Annotated in this window: 17 protein-coding genes; 11 read left to right on the top strand and 6 right to left on the bottom strand. The window is 72.5% G+C overall.

All coding sequences use genetic code 11. The features are described 5' to 3' along the window. The first annotated feature begins 13 nt into the window (after positions 1–13). From cydD to holA, 8 genes are all read left to right on the top strand, one after another. On the top strand, positions 14–1,660 hold the full coding sequence (gene cydD, locus LR269_RS12910) for a thiol reductant ABC exporter subunit CydD (protein ID WP_308191651.1): 1,647 nt from the start codon (positions 14–16) through the stop codon (positions 1,658–1,660). Next, a complete protein-coding gene (gene cydC / locus LR269_RS12905; RefSeq protein ID WP_231431177.1) occupies positions 1,653–3,362 on the top strand; it encodes a thiol reductant ABC exporter subunit CydC in 1,710 nt (569 codons plus the stop codon). The genes cydD and cydC overlap by 8 nt, the downstream gene beginning before the upstream one ends. A gap of 9 nt (positions 3,363–3,371) precedes the next feature. After that, positions 3,372–4,823, top strand: coding sequence for an anthranilate synthase component I family protein (locus LR269_RS12900; protein ID WP_231431176.1), 1,452 nt, complete (start codon positions 3,372–3,374; stop codon positions 4,821–4,823). A gap of 87 nt (positions 4,824–4,910) precedes the next feature. After that, positions 4,911–7,484 (top strand): leucine--tRNA ligase, encoded by a 2,574-nt coding sequence (gene leuS / locus LR269_RS12895; RefSeq protein WP_231431175.1) that lies wholly within the window; start codon positions 4,911–4,913, stop codon positions 7,482–7,484. A gap of 125 nt (positions 7,485–7,609) precedes the next feature. Then, positions 7,610–8,470, top strand: a complete 861-nt coding sequence (locus LR269_RS12890; protein WP_231431174.1) for a DUF3626 domain-containing protein — start codon at positions 7,610–7,612, stop codon at positions 8,468–8,470. Between the two features lie 169 nt (positions 8,471–8,639). Further along, positions 8,640–9,338 carry a ComEA family DNA-binding protein gene (locus LR269_RS12885; protein ID WP_231431173.1) on the top strand — a complete coding sequence of 233 codons (699 nt, stop codon included), beginning with the start codon at positions 8,640–8,642 and terminating at the stop codon, positions 9,336–9,338. A 2-nt stretch (positions 9,339–9,340) separates the two neighbouring features. Beyond that, the gene (locus LR269_RS12880; protein ID WP_231431172.1) at positions 9,341–11,773 is read left to right on the top strand and encodes an MBL fold metallo-hydrolase; all 2,433 of its coding nucleotides are present in this window, start codon (positions 9,341–9,343) and stop codon (positions 11,771–11,773) included. Between the two features lie 25 nt (positions 11,774–11,798). After that, the gene (holA, locus tag LR269_RS12875) at positions 11,799–12,821 is read left to right on the top strand and encodes a DNA polymerase III subunit delta (RefSeq protein WP_231431171.1); all 1,023 of its coding nucleotides are present in this window, start codon (positions 11,799–11,801) and stop codon (positions 12,819–12,821) included. A 244-nt stretch (positions 12,822–13,065) separates the two neighbouring features. Here holA and rpsT read toward each other — a convergent pair whose 3' ends face one another. The 5 genes from rpsT to LR269_RS12850 all read right to left on the bottom strand — a co-directional run bounded on the left by rpsT (position 13,066) and on the right by LR269_RS12850 (position 17,666). Next, positions 13,066–13,326 carry a 30S ribosomal protein S20 gene (gene rpsT, locus LR269_RS12870; protein ID WP_231431170.1) on the bottom strand — a complete coding sequence of 87 codons (261 nt, stop codon included), beginning with the start codon at positions 13,324–13,326 and terminating at the stop codon, positions 13,066–13,068. Between the two features lie 177 nt (positions 13,327–13,503). After that, positions 13,504–14,859 carry a guanine deaminase gene (gene guaD, locus LR269_RS12865; RefSeq protein WP_231431169.1) on the bottom strand — a complete coding sequence of 452 codons (1,356 nt, stop codon included), beginning with the start codon at positions 14,857–14,859 and terminating at the stop codon, positions 13,504–13,506. Positions 14,860–15,037: 178 nt separating this feature from the next. Then, a complete protein-coding gene (locus LR269_RS12860; RefSeq protein ID WP_231431168.1) occupies positions 15,038–15,796 on the bottom strand; it encodes an alpha/beta fold hydrolase in 759 nt (252 codons plus the stop codon). 2 nt (positions 15,797–15,798) lie between these two features. Further along, entirely contained in the window at positions 15,799–16,419 is a 621-nt protein-coding gene (locus tag LR269_RS12855; protein ID WP_231431167.1) for a response regulator transcription factor, read from the bottom strand. Continuing rightward, on the bottom strand, positions 16,416–17,666 hold the full coding sequence (locus LR269_RS12850; protein WP_231431166.1) for a sensor histidine kinase: 1,251 nt from the start codon (positions 17,664–17,666) through the stop codon (positions 16,416–16,418). Before LR269_RS12850 ends, LR269_RS12855 begins: the two co-directional genes overlap by 4 nt. Positions 17,667–17,743: 77 nt before the next feature. Between LR269_RS12850 and lepA the strand changes: the two genes are divergently transcribed. Genes lepA through hemW form a run of 3 tightly spaced genes read left to right on the top strand, consistent with a single transcriptional unit; the run spans position 17,744 to position 21,541 of the window. Further along, positions 17,744–19,618 carry a translation elongation factor 4 gene (gene lepA, locus LR269_RS12845; RefSeq protein WP_231431165.1) on the top strand — a complete coding sequence of 625 codons (1,875 nt, stop codon included), beginning with the start codon at positions 17,744–17,746 and terminating at the stop codon, positions 19,616–19,618. 31 nt (positions 19,619–19,649) lie between these two features. Continuing rightward, positions 19,650–20,300, top strand: coding sequence for a DUF1990 family protein (locus tag LR269_RS12840; protein WP_231431164.1), 651 nt, complete (start codon positions 19,650–19,652; stop codon positions 20,298–20,300). A gap of 2 nt (positions 20,301–20,302) precedes the next feature. Next, positions 20,303–21,541, top strand: coding sequence for a radical SAM family heme chaperone HemW (gene hemW / locus LR269_RS12835; RefSeq protein WP_231431163.1), 1,239 nt, complete (start codon positions 20,303–20,305; stop codon positions 21,539–21,541). A 45-nt stretch (positions 21,542–21,586) separates the two neighbouring features. Here the strand turns inward: hemW and LR269_RS12830 are convergent, their stop codons facing one another. Then, positions 21,587–21,970 carry a DUF4870 domain-containing protein gene (locus tag LR269_RS12830; RefSeq protein ID WP_231431162.1) on the bottom strand — a complete coding sequence of 128 codons (384 nt, stop codon included), beginning with the start codon at positions 21,968–21,970 and terminating at the stop codon, positions 21,587–21,589. Positions 21,971–22,031 lie beyond the last annotated feature (61 nt).

Here is a 22,031-nt window from a genome sequence, read left to right as displayed (position 1 = left end):
GGACGATGCAGGCGTGAAACCACTCGACCCCAGGCTCGTCAGGCGCTCGCGCGCCGCCCGCGGCTTCCTCGTCGCGGGCGGGGCGCTCGCCGTCGTGCAGGCCGCCGCGACCATCGCGATCGCCTGGGCGATCGCCGGGCTCGTCTCCGGGCTCATCGACGGAATGCCGATCGACGAGGTGCGCCTCCTCCTCGCGCTGCTCGTCTGCGGTGCGACGGTGCGCGCCCTGGGCGCGTGGGGATGGGAGGTGGTCGGCTCGAGCGGTGCGATGCGCGTGAAGGGCGAACTCCGGTCCGACCTGCTGGCCGCCCTCGAGCGGCGCCCCGCGGGCATCGCCGGATTCCCCACGGCACGGATCGCGACGCTGCTGGGCCCTGGCGTCGACGCGCTCGACGACTACTTCGGCCGCTACCTCCCGCAACTCGTCCTCACCGTGGTCGCGACCCCGGCGTGCATCGCCGCGGCGTGGATCGCCGACCCGCTGTCGGGGCTCGTGCTCGTCATCGTGCTGCCGCTCACCCCCGTGTTCATGGCGCTCATCGGCATGGCGACCGAGCGTGTGCAGCGACGCCAGTGGGACAGCCTGTCGACGCTGTCACGGGGCTTCCTCGAAGTCGTCGGCGGCCTCTCGACGCTGCTGCTCTACGGGCGCGCACAGCGGCAGGTGGGGCGCATCCGCGCGGTGACCGACGACTACCGGAAGCACACGATGAAGGTCCTGCGCGTGACCTTCCTCTCGGGGTTCACGCTCGAGCTCGCCGCGAGCCTCTCGGTCGCCCTCGTCGCGGTGTCGATCGGGCTGCGGCTCGTCTCGGGCGACATGGCGCTCGCCGCCGGCATCTTCGTGCTCGTGCTCGCACCCGAGGTCTTCCTTCCGCTGCGCAACGTCGGCGCTGCGTTCCACGCCTCGGCGGCGGGGGTCACCGCGGCCGCCGACGCGTTCGAGCTCCTCGAGGCGGCCGAGGGCGCCGGCGACGAGGCATCCCCGATCCAGCACGCTCCCGGATCGGGAGCCCGCGGCCGTTCCACCGCCGGCGAGGGCCTGGCCCTCGCCGGGGTCACGGTGCGGCGCGATGAGCGCGTCGTGATCGACGGCCGCTCGTTCGCGGTGCCGACGGGACGACTCGCCGCCGTCGTCGGCGAGAGCGGCAGCGGCAAGTCGACCCTGTTCGCGGCACTGCTCGGCTTCGTGCCGCACGAGGGCGTCATCGAGCTGGAGGGCCGCGAGCTCGACGGGCACGGGTTCGACCGCATCGCCTGGGCGGGCCAGACGCCGACACTCGTCGCCGGCACCGTCGAGATGAACGTGCGACTCGGCGACGAGTCGGCCGATCCGGCGTTCCTCGACACGGCGCTGCGGGTCGCGGGCGTCGACGTGCCCGCAGATCGCCGACTCGGCCCGGGCGGCAGCGGACTGTCGGGCGGCCAGGCGCAGCGGGTCGCCATCGCCCGGGCGGTGCACCGCCTGCTCGCCCGCGACCTGCCGTTGCTGCTCCTGGATGAGCCCACGTCCGCTCAGGATGCGAGCCGCGAGGCCGAGCTCGCCGCCGAGCTCCGGGGGCTCGCCGCGACCGGGCGCATCGTGCTCGTCGCCACGCATCGGCCCGAGCTCATGGCGGTGGCCGACGTCGTCGTCTCCACGGAGGCCGCCCATGTCTGATCGCACCCGATCCGTGCTCCGCACGAGCATCCCGCCGCTTCGCCGGCTGCTCCCGTCGGTGCTGTTCGGCGCAGCGTCCGGCGGATCGGTCGTGGCCCTCATCGCATGTTCCGCCTGGCTCATCGCCCGCGCGGCCGAGCAGCCGCCGGTGCTGTACCTGTCGCTCGCGATCGTGGGCGTGCGCGCGTTCGCGCTCGGCCGCGCGGTGTTCCGCTATCTCGAGCGGCTGACCGGACACGATGCGGCGTTCCGCCAGCTCGCCGAGATCCGGACCGGCGTCTTCGAGCGCATGCTGCCGGTCGCGCCCGACGGCATCGCGGACCTTCGACGCGGGGAGCTCCTCGCGCGATTCACCGGCGACGTCGACGAACTGCAGAACGTGCCGCTTCGCGCGGTGCAGCCCGTCGCGAGCGCATCGGTCGTCCTCGTCGCGGCGGTCGTCGGCGTCTCGTCGGTCTCGCCGGGCTCGGCGCTCGCGATCGCCGGATGCCTCGTGGCCGGCCTCGGTGCGACGGTGCTCGTCCAGCGCGCGGTCGCAGCCCGGGCCGAGCGGCGACTGGCGCCCCTTCGCGGCGAGCTGCAGGCCGCAGTGGTCGAACACGTGCAGTCGCTCGACATGCTCGTCGCCTTCGATGCGGCCGCCGCGAGCCGTCGGCGCATCGAGCGACTCGGCGAGCGCCTCGCACAGCACACGCGCGCGAACGCCTCGGCCGCCGGCGCCGCTGCGGCGCTCATGGCGGCGATCGGCGGCTTCGCGGTGGCGGCGAGCCTCACGGCGGGTCAGTCGCTGCTCGCCGAGGGGCGCATCGACGGCCCGACCTTCGCGGTGCTGTGCCTCGTGCCGCTCGCGATCGCCGAGATCGCCGCGGCCCTGCCGCCGGCGGTGACCGCGTGGCGCCTCGCCCGGGTGAGCGCCGAGCGGGTCGCGAGCGCCGTCCCCGACGAGGTCCCCGCCGAGCTCCCGGCCGCGCCGCTCGAGCCCGACGTCGTGCCGGCGACCGACGGGCCGCCCCGCCTGACGCTCCGAGCCGTGGGCGCCGCATGGCCCGGCTCGCGGGGTGCCGCGCTGTCGGGCATCGATCTCGAGCTCGCACCGGGGGAGCGGGTGCTCGTGCGCGGACCCTCCGGGTCGGGCAAGACGACCCTCGCGCACGTGCTCGTGCGGTTCCTCGACGTCGCCGACGGCTCGTACCTGATCGACGGGGTGGACACGGCGCGGCTCGACCCGTCCGAGGTCCGCCGCCTCGTCGGGCTCGTCGAGCAGTCGCCGTGGCTCTTCGACGAGGACGTTCGCCAGAACCTGCTCTTCGCCCGCGACACCGCGAGCGACGACGAACTCGTCGACGTGCTCGCACGGGTCGGCCTCGGCGACTGGCTCGCCGAACGAGGCGGCCTCGGAGCGAAGGTCGGCGAGCGCGGCGCGCTCGTGTCGGGCGGCCAGGCGCAGCGCCACGCCCTCGCGCGAGCGATGCTCGCGGGGTTCCCCGTGCTCGTGCTCGACGAGCCGACCGCGAACGTCGATCGCGAGCGAGCCGACTCGCTGCTCCGCGAGCTCCTCGGTGCGGCCGGTGCCGACCGCACCGTCGTCCTCATCTCGCATACGCCGGTCGACCCGTCGCTCGTGGACCGCATCGTCACGATCGACGGCGGCCGTCTCGTCGGAGAGGCTGGCCGCGAGCCGGCGACGCGCGTCGCGCCGTAGGCTGTGTGGATGCCTCCTCGCCTGCGTTCGCGCGCATTGCCGGAGTGGCGCACGCCACGCGCGGTCTTCGCCGACCGCTTCGCGCAGCTCGACCACGTGGTCTGGCTCGACGGGGGCGACGAGGGGTCGAGCGGAGTGAGCGTGCTCGGTGCCGCCCATGCCGGGAGCGACGTCGTCACCGTGGACCTCTCGGCCGGCACCGTCACGATCGCCCGCCCGGCCTCGCCCGGTGATGCCGGCGTCGTGCGGCGCGGGCGCGTCTTCGAGCTGCTCGCCGATGCGCTCGCCCAGCCGCCCGTCGCGCTCGCACCGGGGGCTCAGGCCCCCGGTCCGCTCGGCTGGTTCGGATGGTTCGGCTACGAGCTCGGAGCCGACCTCGAGGGCGTTCCGACCGCGCCGGCCGAGACCCCCGACGCGGCGTTCCTCTTCCTCGACCGGGTGACCCTGTTCGACCACGCCCTGCGCGAGGTGCGCCTGCTCTGGATCGAATCACCCGACGCCGACGCGTGGGCCGACGAGTGGGCGTCGGCGCTCGAACGGATGCCGGCGGAGCCGGCGGCCGGGCCCGCCAGCGGTGCCGGCCCCGGGGCGGGCGGCGGCGCGAGCCATCCTGCCGCTGCGCCCATCGCCCGCTGGCGGCACGACGCGGCGGCCTACGGTCGGCTCATCGACGAGTGCCAGGCGGCGATCGTGCGCGGCGACGCCTATCAGCTGTGCCTCACGAACCGGGTCGACCTCGACGTGCACCCCGATCCGGCCGAGACCTACCTCGCACTGCGCGCGACGAGCCCGAGCCATCACGGCGGCTACCTCCGGTTCGGCGAGTTCGCCCTGCTCAGCGCGTCGCCCGAGCAGTTCCTGCACATCGAGCCGTCCGGGCTCGTGTCGACGAAGCCGATGAAGGGCACCCGGCCGCGCGACGCCGATCCGGTGCGGGATGCCGCGCTCCGCGACGAGCTCCTCGCGAGCGACAAGGAGCGCGCCGAGAACCTCATGATCGTCGACCTCATGCGCAACGACCTCGGCCGCATCGCCGAGCTCGGCAGCGTGAGCGTCGAGGGGCTGCTCGAGGTCGAGGAGTACCGGCACGTGCACCAGCTCGTCTCGACCGTGCGTGCGCGAATCGTGCCGCCAATGGACGCGCTCGACGTCGTGCGCGCCGCGTTCCCCGCAGGGTCGATGACCGGCGCGCCCAAGCGCAGCGCCATGACGATCCTGCACGAGCTCGAGCAGGGGCCGCGCGGCGTCTACTCGGGCGCCTTCGGCTACCTCGGCGTCGACGGCGGCGCCGACCTCGCGATGGTCATCCGGTCGATCGTCATCGCCCCGAGCGGGGCGTCGATCGGCACGGGCGGCGGCATCACCGCGCTGTCGGTCGCCGAGGAGGAGATCGAGGAGACGCGCATCAAGGCTCGGGCCCTGCTCGCAGCCCTCGGCGAGGCATCCACCCGCCTGGATTGACTAGTCTTGATACCCGAGTGCGCCGCGATCCGGCGCGCCCGAGACCTGCGGGCCGCGCCCGCCGAGCGACACACGATTGAGAGTCACGTGGCACACGATCACGACCCCGCGAACGCCGAGCCCGGCGCGTACGACTTCGCCGCGATCCAGGCGAAGTGGCTTCCCGTGTGGGACGAGCTCGAGCCCTTCCGCGCCGGGGCGGCAGGCGACACGCGGCCGCGCAAGTACGTGCTCGACATGTTCCCGTACCCGTCGGGCGACCTGCACATGGGCCACGCCGAGGCGTTCGGGTTCGGTGACATCGCCGCGCGCTACTGGCGCCACCAGGGCTTCGACGTGCTGCACCCGATCGGCTGGGACTCGTTCGGCCTGCCGGCCGAGAACGCGGCCATCAAGCGCGGAGCCGACCCTCGCGAGTGGACCTACGCGAACATCGCCCAGCAGAAGGCCTCGTTCCGCCAGTACGCGCCGAGCTTCGACTGGTCGCGAGAGCTGCACACGAGCGACCCCGAGTACTACAACTGGAACCAGTGGCTGTTCCTGAAGCTCTACGAGAAGGGCATCGCCTATCGCAAGGCGGGCCAGGTCAACTGGTGCCCGAACGACCAGACGGTGCTCGCGAACGAGCAGGTCGTCGACGGCCACTGCGAGCGCTGCGGTGCGGTCGTCACGAAGAAGGCCCTGACCCAGTGGTACTTCCGCGTCACCGACTACGCCGACCGCCTGCTCGACGACCTCAACCAGCTCGAGGGCACCTGGCCGTCGAAGGTCGTCTCGATGCAGCGGAACTGGATCGGGCGCTCGGCCGGCGCCGACGTCGAGTTCGAGATCGAAGGGCGCGCCGAGCGCGTGCCCGTGTTCACGACCCGTCCAGACACCCTGTACGGCGCCACGTTCATGGTCGTCGCCGTCGACTCGCCGCTCGCGGCCGAGCTCGCCGAGGGTGCGTCGGCCGAGGTGAAGCAGCGCTTCGACGACTACCTCGACTCGGTGCGCGCCGAGAGCGACATCGAGCGCCTCGCGACCGACCGTCCGAAGACGGGCGTCTTCCTCGAGCGCTACGCGGTCAACCCGCTGAACGGCGAGCGCCTGCCGATCTGGGCGAGCGACTACGTGCTGGCCGACTACGGCCACGGCGCGATCATGGCCGTGCCCGCGCATGACCAGCGCGACCTCGACTTCGCACGCACCTTCGGGCTGCCGGTGCGCGTCGTGGTCGACACCAATGCGCCGGTGACGGGCGTCATCCCGGTCATCCCGCTCGACGAGCACGGCGACCCGTACCTGCCCGACGACCTGCCGCCGCTCGATCCCGCGGGTACCGGCACCGCGCTCACCGGCGAGGGCCGCCTCATCAACTCGGGCCCGCTCGACGGCCTCTCGAAGTCGAACGCGATCCGTCGCGCGATCGAGATCCTCGACGAACGCGGCACCGGTCGCGCGGCCAAGAACTTCCGGTTGCGCGACTGGCTGATCTCGCGCCAGCGCTTCTGGGGCACCCCGATCCCGATCATCCACTGCGCCGAGTGCGGCGAGGTGCCGGTACCCGAGTCGGAGCTGCCCGTGCGGCTGCCCGAGGCCGCCGGCCTCGACCTGAAGCCGAAGGGCTCGAGCCCGCTCGGCGCGGCCGAGGACTGGGTGAACGTGGCGTGCCCGAACTGCGGCGGCCCGGCCAAGCGCGACTCCGACACCATGGACACCTTCGTCGACAGCTCCTGGTACTACCTGCGGTACCTGAACGCGAACGACGACACGCAGGCGTTCGACCCGGCGCAGGCCGAGAAGTGGGCGCCGGTCGACCAGTACGTCGGCGGGGTCGAGCACGCGATCCTGCACCTGCTGTACTCGCGCTTCATCACGAAGGTGCTGTTCGACCTCGGCTACCTGAGCTTCACCGAGCCGTTCACCTCGCTCCTGAACCAGGGCATGGTGCTCATGGACGGCTCGAAGATGTCGAAGTCGAAGGGCAATCTCGTCGAGTTCGCCTCCGAGCTCTCGGCGCACGGCACCGACGCGCTTCGGGTCACGCTCGCGTTCGCCGGTCCGCCGGAGGACGACATCGACTGGGCGGATGTCTCGCCGGTGGGTTCCGCGAAGTTCCTGGCGCGCGCGTGGCGCATCGCCGGCGAGGTGACCTCGGCGCCCGGCGTCGATTGGTCGACCGGCGACCGGGCGCTGCGCCGGGTCACGCACCGACTGCTCGCGGATGCCGCGGGGCTGGCCGAGTCGTACAAGTTCAACGTCATCGTGGCGAGGCTCATGGAGCTCGTGAACGCCACGCGGAAGGCGATCGACTCCGGTCCCGGCGCTGGCGACGCGGCCGTGCGCGAGGCGGCCGAGGTGACGGCGATCGTGCTCGACCTGTTCGCGCCCTACACGGCGGAGGACATGTGGCAGCGACTTGGCTACGAGCCGACGGTCGCCCTCGTGCCGTGGCGCAAGGCCGACCCGGCGCTGCTGGTCGAAGACCAGGTGACCGCGATCGTGCAGGTCGACGGCAAGGTGCGCGACCGGCTCGAGGTGTCGCCGAAGATCTCGGCGGAGGAGCTCGAACAGCTCGCACGCGGCTCCGCGGCCGTGGCGCGCACGATCGGGGAGCGCGAGATCGTGAACGTCATCGTGCGCGCGCCGAAGCTCGTCAACATCGCGACGCGGGGGTAGCGCCGACCGCGTCGATCGCACCGTTCGACAGCCCGTCCGGGCGGTGGCCGTGCCACGTTCGGGCGGGCTGTCGGCATCGGCGTCATACGACGCCCGGCGGCGGGACCGCCTGCCAGAATCGACGGATGGACCATCGACCCGAACCCTGGCACGCCGCCCTCACCGCCGTCGCCGCTCGCTCGAAGCCCGGCCGCGCGGTGCCGACCGACGCCCGGCTCGTCCTGCACTTCCACCCCGATTCCGACCTTCACGGCAAGCCCGTGCTGCGGCGCATCCTGGAGGAGGGACGCTACGCCTCGCAGTTCGTCACCGGCACGAGCAACGGCGGGCTGACGGCCGTTCCGGGCGGCGACCGCTGGAACTGGGAGAGCCGCCTGTTCTCCGGCGCGTACGACGCGCACGACGGGGCACTCCGCCCGGCCTACGGCGCGCTGAACCTCGACGGCGACGCGTACGGCGCGGCGCCGCGATTCGGCTCGGCCTACCTGCGCCTCCGGCCGGAGGCCCTGCGGCGTGCGACGTTCACGTATCCCGACAGCGCGTTCGAGCCCGCGCTGTTCGGGGTCGCCGACCGGATGGGGCTGCTCGACGACTACCACGCCGACGTCGTCGATGAACTGCTCAACCGTTACATCGAGGCGCAGGTGCACGGGGGCGTCTCGGTGCCCGACGACGTCGAGGCGATCGTGCTCGACCCGAGCTTCGATGACGAGGCGACCCTTCGCGTCGCCGAGGACGCCGGCCTCGTCATCGAACGCCACCCCGGCTACCGACTCGGACTCGAGACCGTCGAAGCCAACCCGGAGTATCGCGGCGAGGAGGCCGTCGAGGTCGCCCGGCGCATCGCGGTCGACGGCATGCTCACGCCGGCGGTCGTCGGTCGTGCGCGCGTCGCGGGCGGAATCGACCCGCAGCTCGTGAAGTACGTGTGGCACCACCTCGCGCGGTTCGGCCGCGAGTGGCCTCGCGAGGCCGTCGCGGCGTAGGGGTCTCGCCCGGATCGGCGTCGCTCGACCCGTCTGTTCGACGCCGCCTCGCCGGGCCCGTCCGCGGCTCGCCGTCGACTCGTCCTCGACAGGCGCGATCGTCGGCCGAATTCGCACGTCGGCGGCCGATCGTCGCTCGTCCTCGGTCCTCGGCGCATAGCGTGCGGGCATGCCGCCCAACTCCTCGCCGGACCCGTCGGCCGTGCTCGACCCGTCCGCGCGGCGGGCGTCGCCGCGCGTGCGCCTCGGCGTGGGCGCCGCTGTCGCGCTGTTCATCGCGGCGGTCGTCGTCGCCGCGGTGATGTCGTTCGCGGCATCGGGCGGCGGCGAACAGGGCGAGGTCGGGTTCGCGGGCAACGGCGCGTCGGGTGCTGGTGCCTCCGGTGATGCGGCCGCGACGGTCGCGACCGCTGCACCGCCCGTCGTGCTCGTGCACGTGCTCGGCGCGGTCGCGAGTCCTGGGATCGTCCAGCTCGACGAGGGCGCGCGCGTCGTCGACGCGATCGCCGCCGCCGGCGGCCTCACGGCCGAGGCCGACCCGGCCGGGGTGAACCTGGCTCGGGCGGTCGCCGACGGCGAGCAGCTGATCGTGCCGAAGGTCGGCGAGGTGCCGGCCGTCGGTGCCGCCGGCGACGGTGCTGCCGCCGGGGGCACGGGGGCGGGCGGCGCGGGCGACGGCAAGGTGCACCTCAACACCGCCGACGTCGCCGAGCTCGACATGCTGCCGCGCATCGGTCCGGCACTGGCGCAGCGCATCATCGACTGGCGCGAGGCGAACGGACCGTTCACGAGCACCGACCAGCTGCTCGACGTCGCGGGCATCGGCGATGCGGTGTACTCGGGGCTCGTCGACCTCGTGGCGCTCTGACCATGCCCGGTCTGCGGCTCGCCGCCCCGGCCTGCACGGCGTGGGCCGGCGCCTGGCTGGCGGTGCTCTCCCCGGACATCGGGCTCGATGCGGGGGTCGTGGCTGGTGCGACCTGGATGGCGGCGGTCCTCGCGCTCGTCGTCGCGCTCCGCACGCGGCGGCCGATCGCCGCGACCGCGCTCGTCTGCGCGGCGGTCGCCGCGCTCGTGGCGACGAGCGCGTCGGGCGCCCTCGGAGCGCGGAGTTCGTCGCCGCTCGCGACGGCGGCGGCGGAGCGCGAGGGCATCGCGGTGGTCGTCGAATTGACCGCGGCGCCGCGTCGGCTCATGACGATGTGGGGCCCTGCCACCGACGGGGGTGCCGCGACTCCGGCCGCGGCGTCCCCTTCGGCGGTCGATGGGCGTGGCGGCGCAGCGGCCGGCATCGCCGGGCAGACCGCGACCGGGGACGCGCCCCGTCCGCGGGCGACGGCCTCACTGCGTTTCGAGGGCCGGCTGGTCGCGGTCGACGGCCGGGCGACCCGAGCGATCCCGGTGAGCGGTGTCGTCGAAGCCGTGCCCGCCGAGCTCCAGCTCGGTGCACGGCTCGCCTTCACCGGCCGGGCGACCGCATCACCCGGCGCGGAGCGCGCGGCGTTCGACCTGCATGCCGACGGCGACGTCGTCGTCGAGCCGCCGCCGCCGTGGCTCGCGTGGAGCGGCGAGCTGCGCACCCGGTTCGCCGATGCCGCGTCCCGTCTCGACGGCGACGGCGGTTCGCTCGTGCCCGGACTTGCGATCGGCGACACGAGCGCGGTCGGCGCCGAACTCGACGACGACATGAAGGCGAGTTCGCTCAGTCACCTGACCGCCGTCTCGGGCGCGAACTGCGCCATCATCACCGCGGCAGCGTTCGCGGTGGCCGCCGCGGCGGGCCTGCGCCGTGGCATCCGGGTGCTCGTTGCGCTCGTCGCTCTCGCGGCGTTCGTCGTGCTCGTGACCCCCGAGTCGAGCGTCGTGCGTGCCGCGGTCATGGCCGTCGTCGTGCTGGCGGCGCTGGCCGTCGGCCGTCCCGGCGGGGGAGTGGCGGCCCTCGCGCTGGCCGTCGTCGTGCTGCTGGTCGTCGATCCGTGGTACGCGCGCGACTACGGATTCGCGCTGTCGGTCTGCGCGACGGCCGGCCTGCTGCTGCTCGCGGCGCCGCTCTCGACGGCGCTCGCCCGGGTGATGCCGACGCCGCTCGCATTCGTGCTGGGCGTGCCGCTCGCCGCGCAGCTCGCCTGCCAGCCCGTGCTCGTGCTGCTCGACCCGGCGATCGCGGTCTACGGCGTTCCCGCGAACCTGCTGGCGGCACCGGCGGCGCCCGTCGGCACCATCGCAGGACTGATCGGCTGCCTGCTGCTGCCGGTGCTGCCCTCGGTGGGGTTCGCGGCGATGCAGCTCGCGTGGTGGCCGGCGCAATGGATCGCGGTCGTCGCCCACACGGGCGCGTCCCTGCCCGGCGGGAGGCTGGCGTGGCTCCCCGATGCCGCGGGCGCCGTGCTCCTCGGGGTGTGCACGGTACTCGCGCTGCGGCTCGTGATGGGGCCGCCGTTGTCGCGACGCGGTCGCGTGTCGATCGCGAGCCTGCTGGTCGTGACCGTCGCGATCACGGTCGGCCTGGCGGGCGGTGCCCCGCTCGTCGCTCGCGCGACGAGACCCGCGCAATGGGATGTCGCGGCCTGCGACGTCGGGCAGGGAGATGCCGTGCTCGTGCGTTCGAGCACGTCCGTCGCCCTCATCGACACCGGGCCCGACGCGGCCGCGCTCACCAGGTGCCTCGAGCTGTTCGGCGTCGATCGTCTCGACCTCGTCGTACTGACCCACTGGGACGCCGACCACGTGGGCGGAACGCCGGCGATCCTCGGCCGCGCGGGCACCGTGCTGCACGGCCCGCTCGACGGCGATCGCTCGTCACGAGTCCTCGAGCCGCTCGTCGTGTCGGGAGCACGGGCCGTCGAGGTCACCGCCGGCGTGCACGGCACGCTCGGCGTGTCGAGCTGGCGGGTGCTGTGGCCGCAGCCCGAGGCGCAACCCGGCAACGACGCGAGCGTCGTGCTCGACCTCGTCTCGCCCGGCTATCGGGGCGTCTTCCTCGGTGATCTCGGCGAGGAGTCGCAGGATCGCATGCTGCGGTCGGCCACGATCGGCGACGTCGACCTCGTCAAGGTCGCCCACCACGGGTCGTCCGACCAGAGCGACCGCCTCTACGAACGCCTGCACGCGGCGATCGGGCTCGTCGGGGTCGGCGCCGACAACGGCTACGGGCACCCGACCGAGCGGGCGCTCGACCTGCTCGAGCTGGCCGGCACGACGGCGCTGCGCACCGACGAGATGGGATCGATCGCAGTCGACGCGACCGCCGGCGGCTTCGCGGTCTGGAGCGAACGGGCGGGCGGGGTCGGTGGCCGCCCGTAGACTGGAGCGTGGAACGGAGGCACGGGTGGCAGCACGCGGTGGCGCTTCGGCGCGTTCGAAGGTCGCGATCCCGCAACTCGCCTGGCACGCCGTTCGACCTGCGCCGATCGTGCTCGTGACCGGTGCCGAAGACGTGCTCGCCGAACGCGCGATCGGCCTGCTCCGCGACTTCCTGCGGGCCGAAGACCCCGCGCTCGAGGTCAGCGACCTCGAGGCCGACGGGTATCGGCGGGGCGAGCTGCTCACGCTCGCGAGCCCGTCGCTCTTCGGCGAACCTCGACTGATCCGGGTGAGTGCGGTCGACAAGGCGAGCGACGACTTCCTGCTCGACGCGCTCGCCTACCTCGAGCAGCCGGCCGACTCGACGACGCTCGTTCTGCGCCATCGAAGCGGGGTGCGCGGCAAGAAGCTGCTCGACGCGATCCGGGCGGGCACCGGCGGCGGCATCGAGATCGTCTGCGCCGAGCTGAAGAAGGACTCCGAGAAGCAGGACTTCGCGGCGGCGGAGTTCCGAGCGGCCGGCCGCAAGATCGCGCCGGGCGCCCTTCGGGCTCTCGTCGGGGCGTTCAGCGACGACCTCCGCGAGCTCTCGGCCGCGTGCCGGCAGCTCATCGCCGACGCTCCCGGCGACATCTCCGAGGCGGTCGTCGCCCGCTACTACGGCGGTCGGGTCGAGACGAACGCGTTCGCCGTCGCCGATGCCGCGATCGCCGGGCGCCACGGTGAGGCGTTGATCGCGCTCCGGCACGCGCTCGACAGCGGCGCCGACCCGGTGCCGATGGTCGCGGCGTTCGCGATGAAGCTGCGCACGATGGCGAAGGTGTCCGGTTCGCGCGGCGGCGGCGCTCAGCTCGCGTCATCCCTCGGCATGGCGCCGTGGCAGGTCGACCGAGCGCGTCGCGACCTCGTCGGCTGGACCGACGAGGGCCTCGGTGTCGCGATCGAGACCCTCGCCGCGACCGACGCAGCGGTCAAGGGCGCCGAACGCGACCCCGTGTTCGCACTCGAGCGCCTCGTCGGCGTCATCGCCGCCCGCGGTCGCCGCTAGTCGCTCCGAGCCCGCACCGAAGCCTGAGGCCTCGCGTATCGGGGGCGCCGTCGTCGCCCGATTCGAGGCGTGAAGTGCACTCGAGTTCGAGCGTCGAGCGTCGAGTGTCGGGCGACGAGGTGTCGGGCCGCATGACTGGCCTTCGAAGGAGTGCGGCGATGAGGTGAGCACGGCCGGCCACGAGCCGTCCCGGAGACGACGAAGGCCCCGCCGAAGCGGGGCCTTCATGCGAAACTGCTGAGAATCAGAGCGCGGCGGCCTGCTTGGCGATCGCCGACTTGCGGTTCGCGGCCTGGTTCTGGTGGATGACGCCCTTCGACACGGCCTTGTCGAGCTTGCGCGAGGCGACGCGCACGGCGGCGGTGGCCTTGTCCTTGTCGCCCGAGGCGATGGCCTCGCGGGCGGCGCGCACGACGGTCTTGAGCTCGCTCTTGACGGCCTTGTTGCGCTCTTCGGCCTTGCGGTTGGTGCGGATGCGCTTGATCTGCGACTTGATGTTTGCCACGTGTGATTCTTTCGTTCGTGCGGGTACGGGAGGTGCCGTGAACGGTAGAGGGGCCGCCACGGCGTCTCGTGCGGGGTGGGACCCACACGGAAGCCAACACACAACACTACCAGTTCGCCCGGCGGCCCACCAAAGCGGGACTGCCGGGCGGGTCGCAGGACGATCCGACCGCCGGCATCACCCGTGCAGCGGAACCGGGTCGGTCATGGCCGAGGCGCCCTCGTCGCCGAGGACCGACGAGCGCGCGTGCACGAGGTCGCCGCCGACCCATGTCGCAGCGACATCATGGGTGGTCGCCAGCGCGAACGTGCGAGCGAGCACGTCGCCCGCCGACTCCGAGCGCGACAGCACGATGTCGTACGCCGAGCCCGGCGCCGGGCGCACGTGGATCGCGTCGAACTGCATGCCGACGCCGAGATGGCCGACACCGTCGAGCCCGAGCGCCTCGGCTCCGGCGAGCGTCGCGAGGTAGAGGAGATGCGCGGGCTCGAGCTGCACGCCGTCGGGGCCGAGCAGCATCTGCATGAAGTACGCCTGGATGCCGTCCTTGAACAGGCTGAACCCGTTGCCGGCCCCGACATCGGTGCCGAGCGCGACGCGCACGCCGGCGTCGAGATGGCGACGCAACGGGAACAGCCCGCTGCCGAGCGCCGAGTTCGACGTCGGGCAGTGCGCGACCGAGGCGCCCGCCTCCGCCATCCTGGCGAGTTCGGGCACCGTCGAGTGCACGCTGTGCGCGAAGACCGAACGGCGGTTCACGAGCCCGTGGTGATCGTACGTGTCGAGGTAGTCGCGGCGGTCGGGGAAGAGGCTCGCGACCGTGTCGACCTCGGCGGGGTTCTCGTTGAGGTGCGAGGTGAACCAGAGGTCGTCGCGCGAGGCGAACGTGTCGCTGCACGCGGCGAGCAGGTCGTCGGACGCCGACAATGAGAACCGCGGCGTGACCGCATAGCGCAGGCGGCCGCGGCCGTGCCATGCCTCGACGAGGGCGGCCGCTTCCTCACGCGCTCGCTCGGGCGTCGTGTAGAGCCCGTCGAGCAGCATCCGGTCGCCGACGACGAGCCCGCTCGTGATGCGCAGGCCCGACGACGACGCCGCGCCGAAGAACTCGCGCATGGCGCCGGCGAAGTGCGATCCGAACACGAGCGCACTCGTCGTGCCGGCCGCCGCGAGCGCGTTGAGGAACGGCGGGGCGACCTCGCGCGCGTACGCGTCGTCGACGAACCGCGTCTCCTCGGGCAGGGTGTACCGGTCGAGCCAGTCGAGCAACGGCAGGCCGAGCCCCGCCATGGAACGCAGCTGCGGGAAGTGGACGTGCGTGTCGACGAGCCCGGGAAGCAGCACGCCGTCGCGCAGGTCGACGACCGTCGCGTCGGGGTGCCGCCGGGATGCCTCGTCGAATGCGCCGCGGAAGCGGATGACGCCGCCTTCGACGACGATCGCACTGTCGGCGTCGTAGCGCGCCTCGCCGCCCTCGAACGGACTGACGGGCGTGTCGACGACGGTCGCACGGTAGAGCTGGGAGGGAACCATCGTTGGGACCACCTTTCGGCCCCGCCAGCTGATGCGTATCGACGCACCGGCCGGCGTTGCCTGACCGATGCATGGTTCGACACTGAATCTGCAGCGCATCGGTTATCCATGCGAACGATGCGCCGACGACACGCTACGTCGGTTGCCTGCGGAGGGCAAGCATTTCGGGTCGAACGGGTCAGCGGCGCCGGGCGGCGGCGCGCCGTTCGAGCTCGGCGACGGCGCCGAGCACGACCGCGGTGAAGCCGTCGGCCGCGGTCAGGCTCACGAGGTGGGTGGCCCCGGGCACGACGACGAGCCGAGCGTCGTGCGCCGCGCGCAGCAGCCGCCGTTCCTGCAGCCGGAAGTGGTCGTAGCGTCCGTTCACGAACCAGATCGGCACCCGGACGGCGTCGAGCGCCGCCACCGGATCGAGGTGCCCGACGGCCGCGAGCGCGGGGGCCATCACGTCGAGTGCGACGCCGCCTGCGACCACATCGGCGAGCGCGTCGGGCGCGAGGAAGAGGGCGGCGGTCGCGTCGTTCAGCCATCGTCCGCGATCGGGCAGACGGGCGATGGCCGCGGCGATCGACCGGTAGGCGGCGAGACCGGGCCCGCGAGGCACGGTCCCGCACGCGGCCGCGACGAGGCCGTCGAGACGATCCGGATGCCTCGCCGCGAACTCGATCGACAGGTAGCCGCCGAGGCTGAGACCGACGAGCAGACGCGGCGGCGCGGCATCCGGAGCCGTCCCATCGGTCTGCGGCGGGTTCAGCGCCTCCTCGATCACCGCCATCGCGGCGTCGATCGAGAACTCCTCGGCCATGCGCGACCCGTGCCCGGGCAGGTCGACCGCGACGACGTCGACGCCGTGCGCCGTGAGCGCGGCGACCTGCCGCCGCCACATCGTGGCCGAGGTTCGGATGCCGTGCACGAGCACGATGCGGGCGCCGACCATGCTCACCCCGCCCTGATCGCCCCGATCTCACGAGCCCGGGCGACGGCCGCGGTGCGCGAGCCGACGCCGAGCTTCGTGAAGATGTGCACGAGGTGCGACTTGACGGTCGCCTCGCTGAGGAAGAGCGACTTGCCGATCTCGCGGTTGGTGCGACCCTCGGCGACGAGCGCGAGCACCTCGGCCTCGCGCACCGTCAGGCGCTCGCCCGTGGCGCGGGAGGCGTCGAGCTTCGCGGCGAGCTCCGGTGCGAGCGCCCGATCGCCCTCTGCGGCGGCGCGCACGGCCGCGATGAGCGTCTCGGGCGGTGCGTCCTTCAGGAGGTAGCCGCTCGCGCCGGCTTCGATCGCCCCGAGGATGTCGGCGTCGGTGTCGTAGTTGGTGAGCACGAGCACCCTCGGTCCGTCGGGCTCGGCGCGCAGCCGGCGGGTCGCCTCCGCACCCTGCATCGCGCCGGGGAACTGGAGGTCCATGAGGACGAGGTCGACGCCCTTCCGGCCGAGACGCACCGCGTCCTCGGCCGAGGACGCCTCGCCGACGACCTCGAGATCGACCTCGCGTTCGAGCATCGCGCGGATGCCCGCCCGCACCACCGGGTGGTCGTCGGCGAGCAGCAGCCGGATCATGCTGGCACCACCGGGATGCGGATCGACAGCGCCGTGCCCTCGCCGGGCGCGGATTCGACGTCGGATCGGCCGCCGAGCTCTTCGGCGCGCCGCCGGATCGAACGGAGGCCGTACTCGCCGGCAGCGGCCGTCGTGCCGTCCGCGGCGGCTGCCGCGGCGCGTCGGGCGACGGCCTCGACGTCGAAGCCGATGCCGTCGTCGACGATGTCGAGCGCGACCTCGTCGCCGAGGTAGGTCAGCGTGAGCGAGCACGTGCGGGCGTCGGCGTGCTTCACGACGTTCGCGAGCGAGCCCTGGGCGATCCGCAGCAGCGCCGCGTCGACCGCCATCGGCAGCACGACCGGGTCGCCGCTCGTCGCGAACTCGACGCGCGTGTCGGCGCCCGACTGGTGAGCCTGGTCGTCGACGGCCTCGGCGAGCCGGCGGAGCGCGGCGGGCAGCGTCTGCTCGTCGAGCGACGGCGGGGTGAGCTCGCGGATGAACCGGCGCGCCTCGCCGAGATTCTCGGCCGCGGTCTCGCGGGCGAGCACGAGCTTCTGACGCACGCTCTCGTCCGAGACGTCCCGCTCGGCCGCATGCAGCAGCATCTGGATGCTCGAGAGTCCCTGCGCGAGGGTGTCGTGGATCTCGCGGGCGAGCCGCTCGCGCTCGGCGAGCGTGCCGGCCTCGTGGCTCGCGGCCGCGAGTTCCTCGCGCGTCGCGATCAGGTCGAGGATGAGCGCCTGGCGCTCCCTCGTCTCCTGCGCCATCGCGCGGTAGCCGAGGCCGATCACGATCGCGACGCCCGCGCTGATCAGCGGTCCGAGGATCGAGCCGACCTCGTAGCCGAGGTGGCTCGCCGTGCCCCAGACCGAGAGGCCGAAGGTGACGACGACGAGCGGCACAGCGATCGGCGCGGCGAGCACGTGCAGCTCGAGGAAGAACAGCGGGAAGGCGAGGAAGGCGGCGTCGGGGGTGAGCGCCGACATCGCGACCCAGAGCGCGAGGAGCATCACGAGCCAGACGACGCGCGCCCACGTCGGCAGGTGCCGGTGCGCCGTCGCGACCCCCGCGCCGTAGCAGGCGAGGAACGCGATCGCGAGCACCGTGATCGGCACCTCGTCGGTGTCGTCGGAGATGAGCGCCCGCACGATGACGAAGAGCGTGAGCCCGACGACGAGCAGGTGCAGCCCGAGCCGAAGCGCGATGAACACCGGGCGCAGCGCCGATTCGGCCCCGCGCGACGGGTTCGGCAGGGTCGCGCTCATGCTGCGAGCGTAGCCGCGGCGCCCGCCGCGAGGCATCCGTCGAAAGTCGGAAGCCGAATCATGGGAGAATCGACAGGATGTCTCCGAGAGCTGTGAACCCGCCGGTGCCCGCCGCCACCGACCCCGCGTTGATCCGAAACTTCTGCATCATCGCGCACATCGACCACGGCAAGTCGACGCTTGCCGACCGCATGCTGCAGATCACGGGCATCGTGTCCGATCGCGACATGCGGGCGCAGTACCTCGATCGCATGGACATCGAGCGCGAGCGGGGCATCACGATCAAGAGCCAGGCGGTGCGCATGCCGTGGCAGGTCGAGGATGCCTCGGGCGAGAGCCGTGCGTACGCGCTCAACATGATCGACACCCCCGGCCACGTCGACTTCTCGTACGAGGTCTCGCGCTCGCTCGCCGCGTGCGAGGGGGCGATCCTGCTCGTCGACGCCGCCCAGGGCATCGAGGCGCAGACCCTCGCGAACCTCTACCTCGCGCTCGAGAACGACCTCGAGATCATCCCAGTGCTCAACAAGATCGACCTTCCGGCGGCCGAGCCCGAGAAGTACGCGCGCGAGCTCGCCGACCTCATCGGCGGCTCGCCCGACGACGTGCTGAAGGTCTCCGGAAAGACGGGCGTCGGCGTCGAGGAGCTGCTCGACCGGGTCGTCGAGCGCATCCCCGCGCCGGTCGGCAACGCCGACGCAGCACCCCGTGCGATGATCTTCGACTCGGTCTACGACAGCTACCGCGGCGTCGTCACCTACGTGCGCATGGTCGACGGCCAGCTGAACCCGCGCGAGCGCATCCAGATGATGTCGACCCGCGCGACGCACGAGATCCTCGAGATCGGCGTCTCCGCGCCCGAGCCCACGCCCACCAAGGGCCTCGGCGTCGGCGAGGTCGGCTACCTCATCACCGGCGTGAAGGACGTACGCCAGTCGAAGGTCGGCGACACGGTCACGACGGCGGTGAAGCCCGCCGCCGAGGCGCTCGCCGGCTACACCGAGCCGCTCCCGATGGTGTTCTCGGGTCTCTACCCGATCGACGGCAGCGACTATCCCGAGCTGCGTGAGGCGCTCGACAAGCTGAAGCTCTCCGATGCGGCGCTCGTGTACGAGCCCGAGACGTCGGTCGCGCTCGGCTTCGGGTTCCGCGCCGGCTTCCTCGGCCTCCTCCACCTCGAGATCGTGACCGAGCGGCTGCGCCGCGAGTTCGGGCTCGACATCATCGCGACGGCGCCGAGCGTGGTCTACGAGGTCACGACCGAGGACAAGAAGACCGTCACCGTCACGAATCCGAGCGAGTTCCCGACGGGCGCGAAGATCGCCGAGGTGCGCGAGCCCATGGTGAAGGCCGCGATCCTCGCCCCGAAGGACTACGTCGGCACGATCATGGAGCTCTGCCAGTCGCGCCGCGGCAGCCTGCTCGGCATGGAGTACCTCGGCGAGGACCGCGTCGAGATCCGGTACAACATCCCGCTCGGTGAGATCGTCTTCGACTTCTTCGACCAGCTGAAGTCGAAGACGGCCGGGTACGCGAGCCTCGACTACGAGCCGGTCGGCGACCAGGCGGCCGACCTCGTGAAGGTCGACATCCTGCTGCAGGGCGAGCAGGTCGACGCCTTCAGCGCGATCGTGCACCGCGACAAGGCCTACGCCTACGGCGTGCTCATGACCGGTCGGCTGCGCGAGCTCATTCCCCGCCAGCAGTTCGAGGTGCCGATCCAGGCCGCGATCGGTGCGCGCATCATCGCGCGAGAGTCGATCCGTGCGATGCGCAAGGACGTGCTCGCCAAGTGCTACGGCGGTGACATCACCCGCAAGCGCAAGCTCCTCGAGAAGCAGAAGGAGGGCAAGAAGCGCATGAAGATGGTGGGCCGGGTCGAGGTCCCGCAGGAGGCCTTCATCGCGGCGCTGTCGGGCGACACGGAGACCAAGAAGGACGCCAAGAAGTAGCGCGCGGCCCGCCGCGCGCGAAGGAACACGGATGACTCGCAGAAGCACGTTCACCGACCAGTCGGTCACCTACGGGGCGATCGGCGCCACGCTCGACCCCGATTTCCTCCGCTACCCGCCGGTGGGCCTCCGGCCCGCCGAGGACGCGGTACGGCTCGGCTCGGGCCAGGAGCGGTTCGACCGCTCGGCCGAGGCGCTCATGACGTGGGGCATCCAACGGGGAGCCGGGTTCACGATCGCCGACGTGTCGGCCGGCACCGGGGCCCAGTACCCCGGCATCGTGTTCGACCCGACCGGCGCCCCGCTCGCCGACCAGCCCGCGCCCCGCACGGAGGACCGGTTCGGCGCCGACGGCACCCCGTACATCGCCGCGGGCATGACCGCGACGCTCGAGCACAAGCGGCGGTTCGGCACGGCGAAGACCCCCGTGCTCGTCGTCTACGTGATCGACGAACCGAACCGGATCGGCTTCGCCTACGGAACGACGGCGCACGGCGCCGAGACCGGCGAGGAGTCGTTCATCCTCGAGCACCGCGACGACGACACGGTGTGGCTCACCATCCGCTCGATCCTCGCGACCGCGGGCGGCGTGCGCGCCGTGCTCTCGCCGTCCACCCGTCGTCGTCGTCGCGAGCTCACCCGCAGGGAGCTGCGGGCGCTCCACCCCGCCGGCGGCGTGTAGGCGTGGGCTCGGCGCTGCCGCTCGGCGAACCGGCTCCGGCCGACGGCCTGCTGCCGGCCCAGGCGGCCGCGGGCGCCGCGGACCGCGCGTTCGGCGTCTACGTGCACGTGCCGTTCTGCCGGGTGCGGTGCGGGTACTGCGACTTCAACACGTACACGTCCGACGAGCTGCGCGGCGCCCGGCAGGCCGACTACGCGGGCCAGGCGATCGACGAGATCAGGATGTCGCGGCGCGTGCTCGAGGCATCCGAAGTCCCCTCCCGCCCGGTCGAGACCGTGTTCTTCGGCGGCGGCACGCCCACCCTCCTGCCCGCCGCCGACCTCGTCGAGATGCTCGGCGCCGTGCGCGACGAGTTCGGCCTCGCGCCCGGCGCCGAGGTCACGACCGAGGCGAATCCCGACTCGGTCGGACGGCGAGAGCTCGACGAGCTCGCGGCCGGCGGGTTCACGCGCGTGTCGTTCGGCATGCAGTCGGCGGTTCCGCACGTGCTGGCGGCGCTCGACCGCACGCACGACCCCGAGCGGGTGCCGCAGGTCGTCGAGTGGGCCCGCGACGCAGGGCTCGACGTCAGCCTCGACCTCATCTACGGCACGCCGGGGGAGTCGCTCGACGACTGGCGGCGCAGCCTCGAGCACGCCATCGCGCAGCGCCCCGACCACCTGAGCGCGTACGCGCTCATCGTGGAGGACGGCACGAAGCTCGCCCGGCAGATCCGCCGCGGTGAGCTCGCGACGCCGTCGGACGACCTCGAGGCCGACATGTACGAGCTCGCCGACGAGTCGCTCGCCGCGGCCGGCTACGACTGGTACGAGGTCAGCAACTGGGCGCGCGGCACCCGGCACCGGTCGCGCCACAACCTCGGGTACTGGCGGGGCGACGACTGGTGGGGCGTCGGCCCGGGCGCGCACAGCCACGTCGGCGGCGTGCGCTGGTGGAACGCGAAGCATCCCTCGGCGTACGCCGAACGCCTCGCGAAGGGCATCTCGCCCGCCGTGGGCCGCGAAGTGCTCGACGGACCGACGCGCGAGACCGAGCGCGTGCTGCTCGCGACGCGGATCCGGGAGGGGCTCGAGCTCGCCTCGCTGCACACCGGCGGCCGTCATGCGGTCGCCGGGCTCATCGCAGACGGCCTCGTCGACGCGAGAGCCGCCCTCTCCGGCGTGCTGACGCTCACGCGGAAGGGGCGGCTCCTCGCCGACGCGGTGGTGCGGCGGCTGCTCGACGCTCCGGTGGTCGAGTAGCGCCCGACGACGCGGGGCGCGGATCGAGAACCGGTGCGGACGAGCTCAGTTGACGAACTTGATCGCGATCGGGTAGACGTACGGCTCGCCCTTGTTCGCCGCGATCGCGGCGATGATGCCGAAGACGATCGAGCAGATCCACGCCGCGGCGAGGATGATGAATCCGATCAGGATGAACGCGGTGATCCAGCCGACGACATAGGCGATGAGCAGCGTGATCTGGAAGTTCAGCGCCGTCGCCGCGTGGCCGCGGACGAACGGGCCCTTGTCCTTCAGGATGAGGTAGCCGATCAGCGACGGCAGGACGCCGAAGATGATGCCGCCGATCTGGATCAGCGTCGCCCAGAGCTTCTCGTCGGACGGGCTGAGCGGCTGGTTCTGCTCGTAGGGGTTCACGGGCGGGGGAGGTGGCGGGGTGCCCTCGGACATGGTCTCTCCTTGATCGGGCCGCCGGGCGGCGGCGGGTCGCTGTCATGCTGGCACAGACGAG

The sequence above is a fragment of the Agromyces sp. S2-1-8 genome, from assembly GCF_021129215.1.
Taxonomy (GTDB): Bacteria; Actinomycetota; Actinomycetes; order Actinomycetales; family Microbacteriaceae; genus Agromyces; species Agromyces chromiiresistens.
This window is presented reverse-complemented; position numbering and strand designations above follow the sequence as displayed.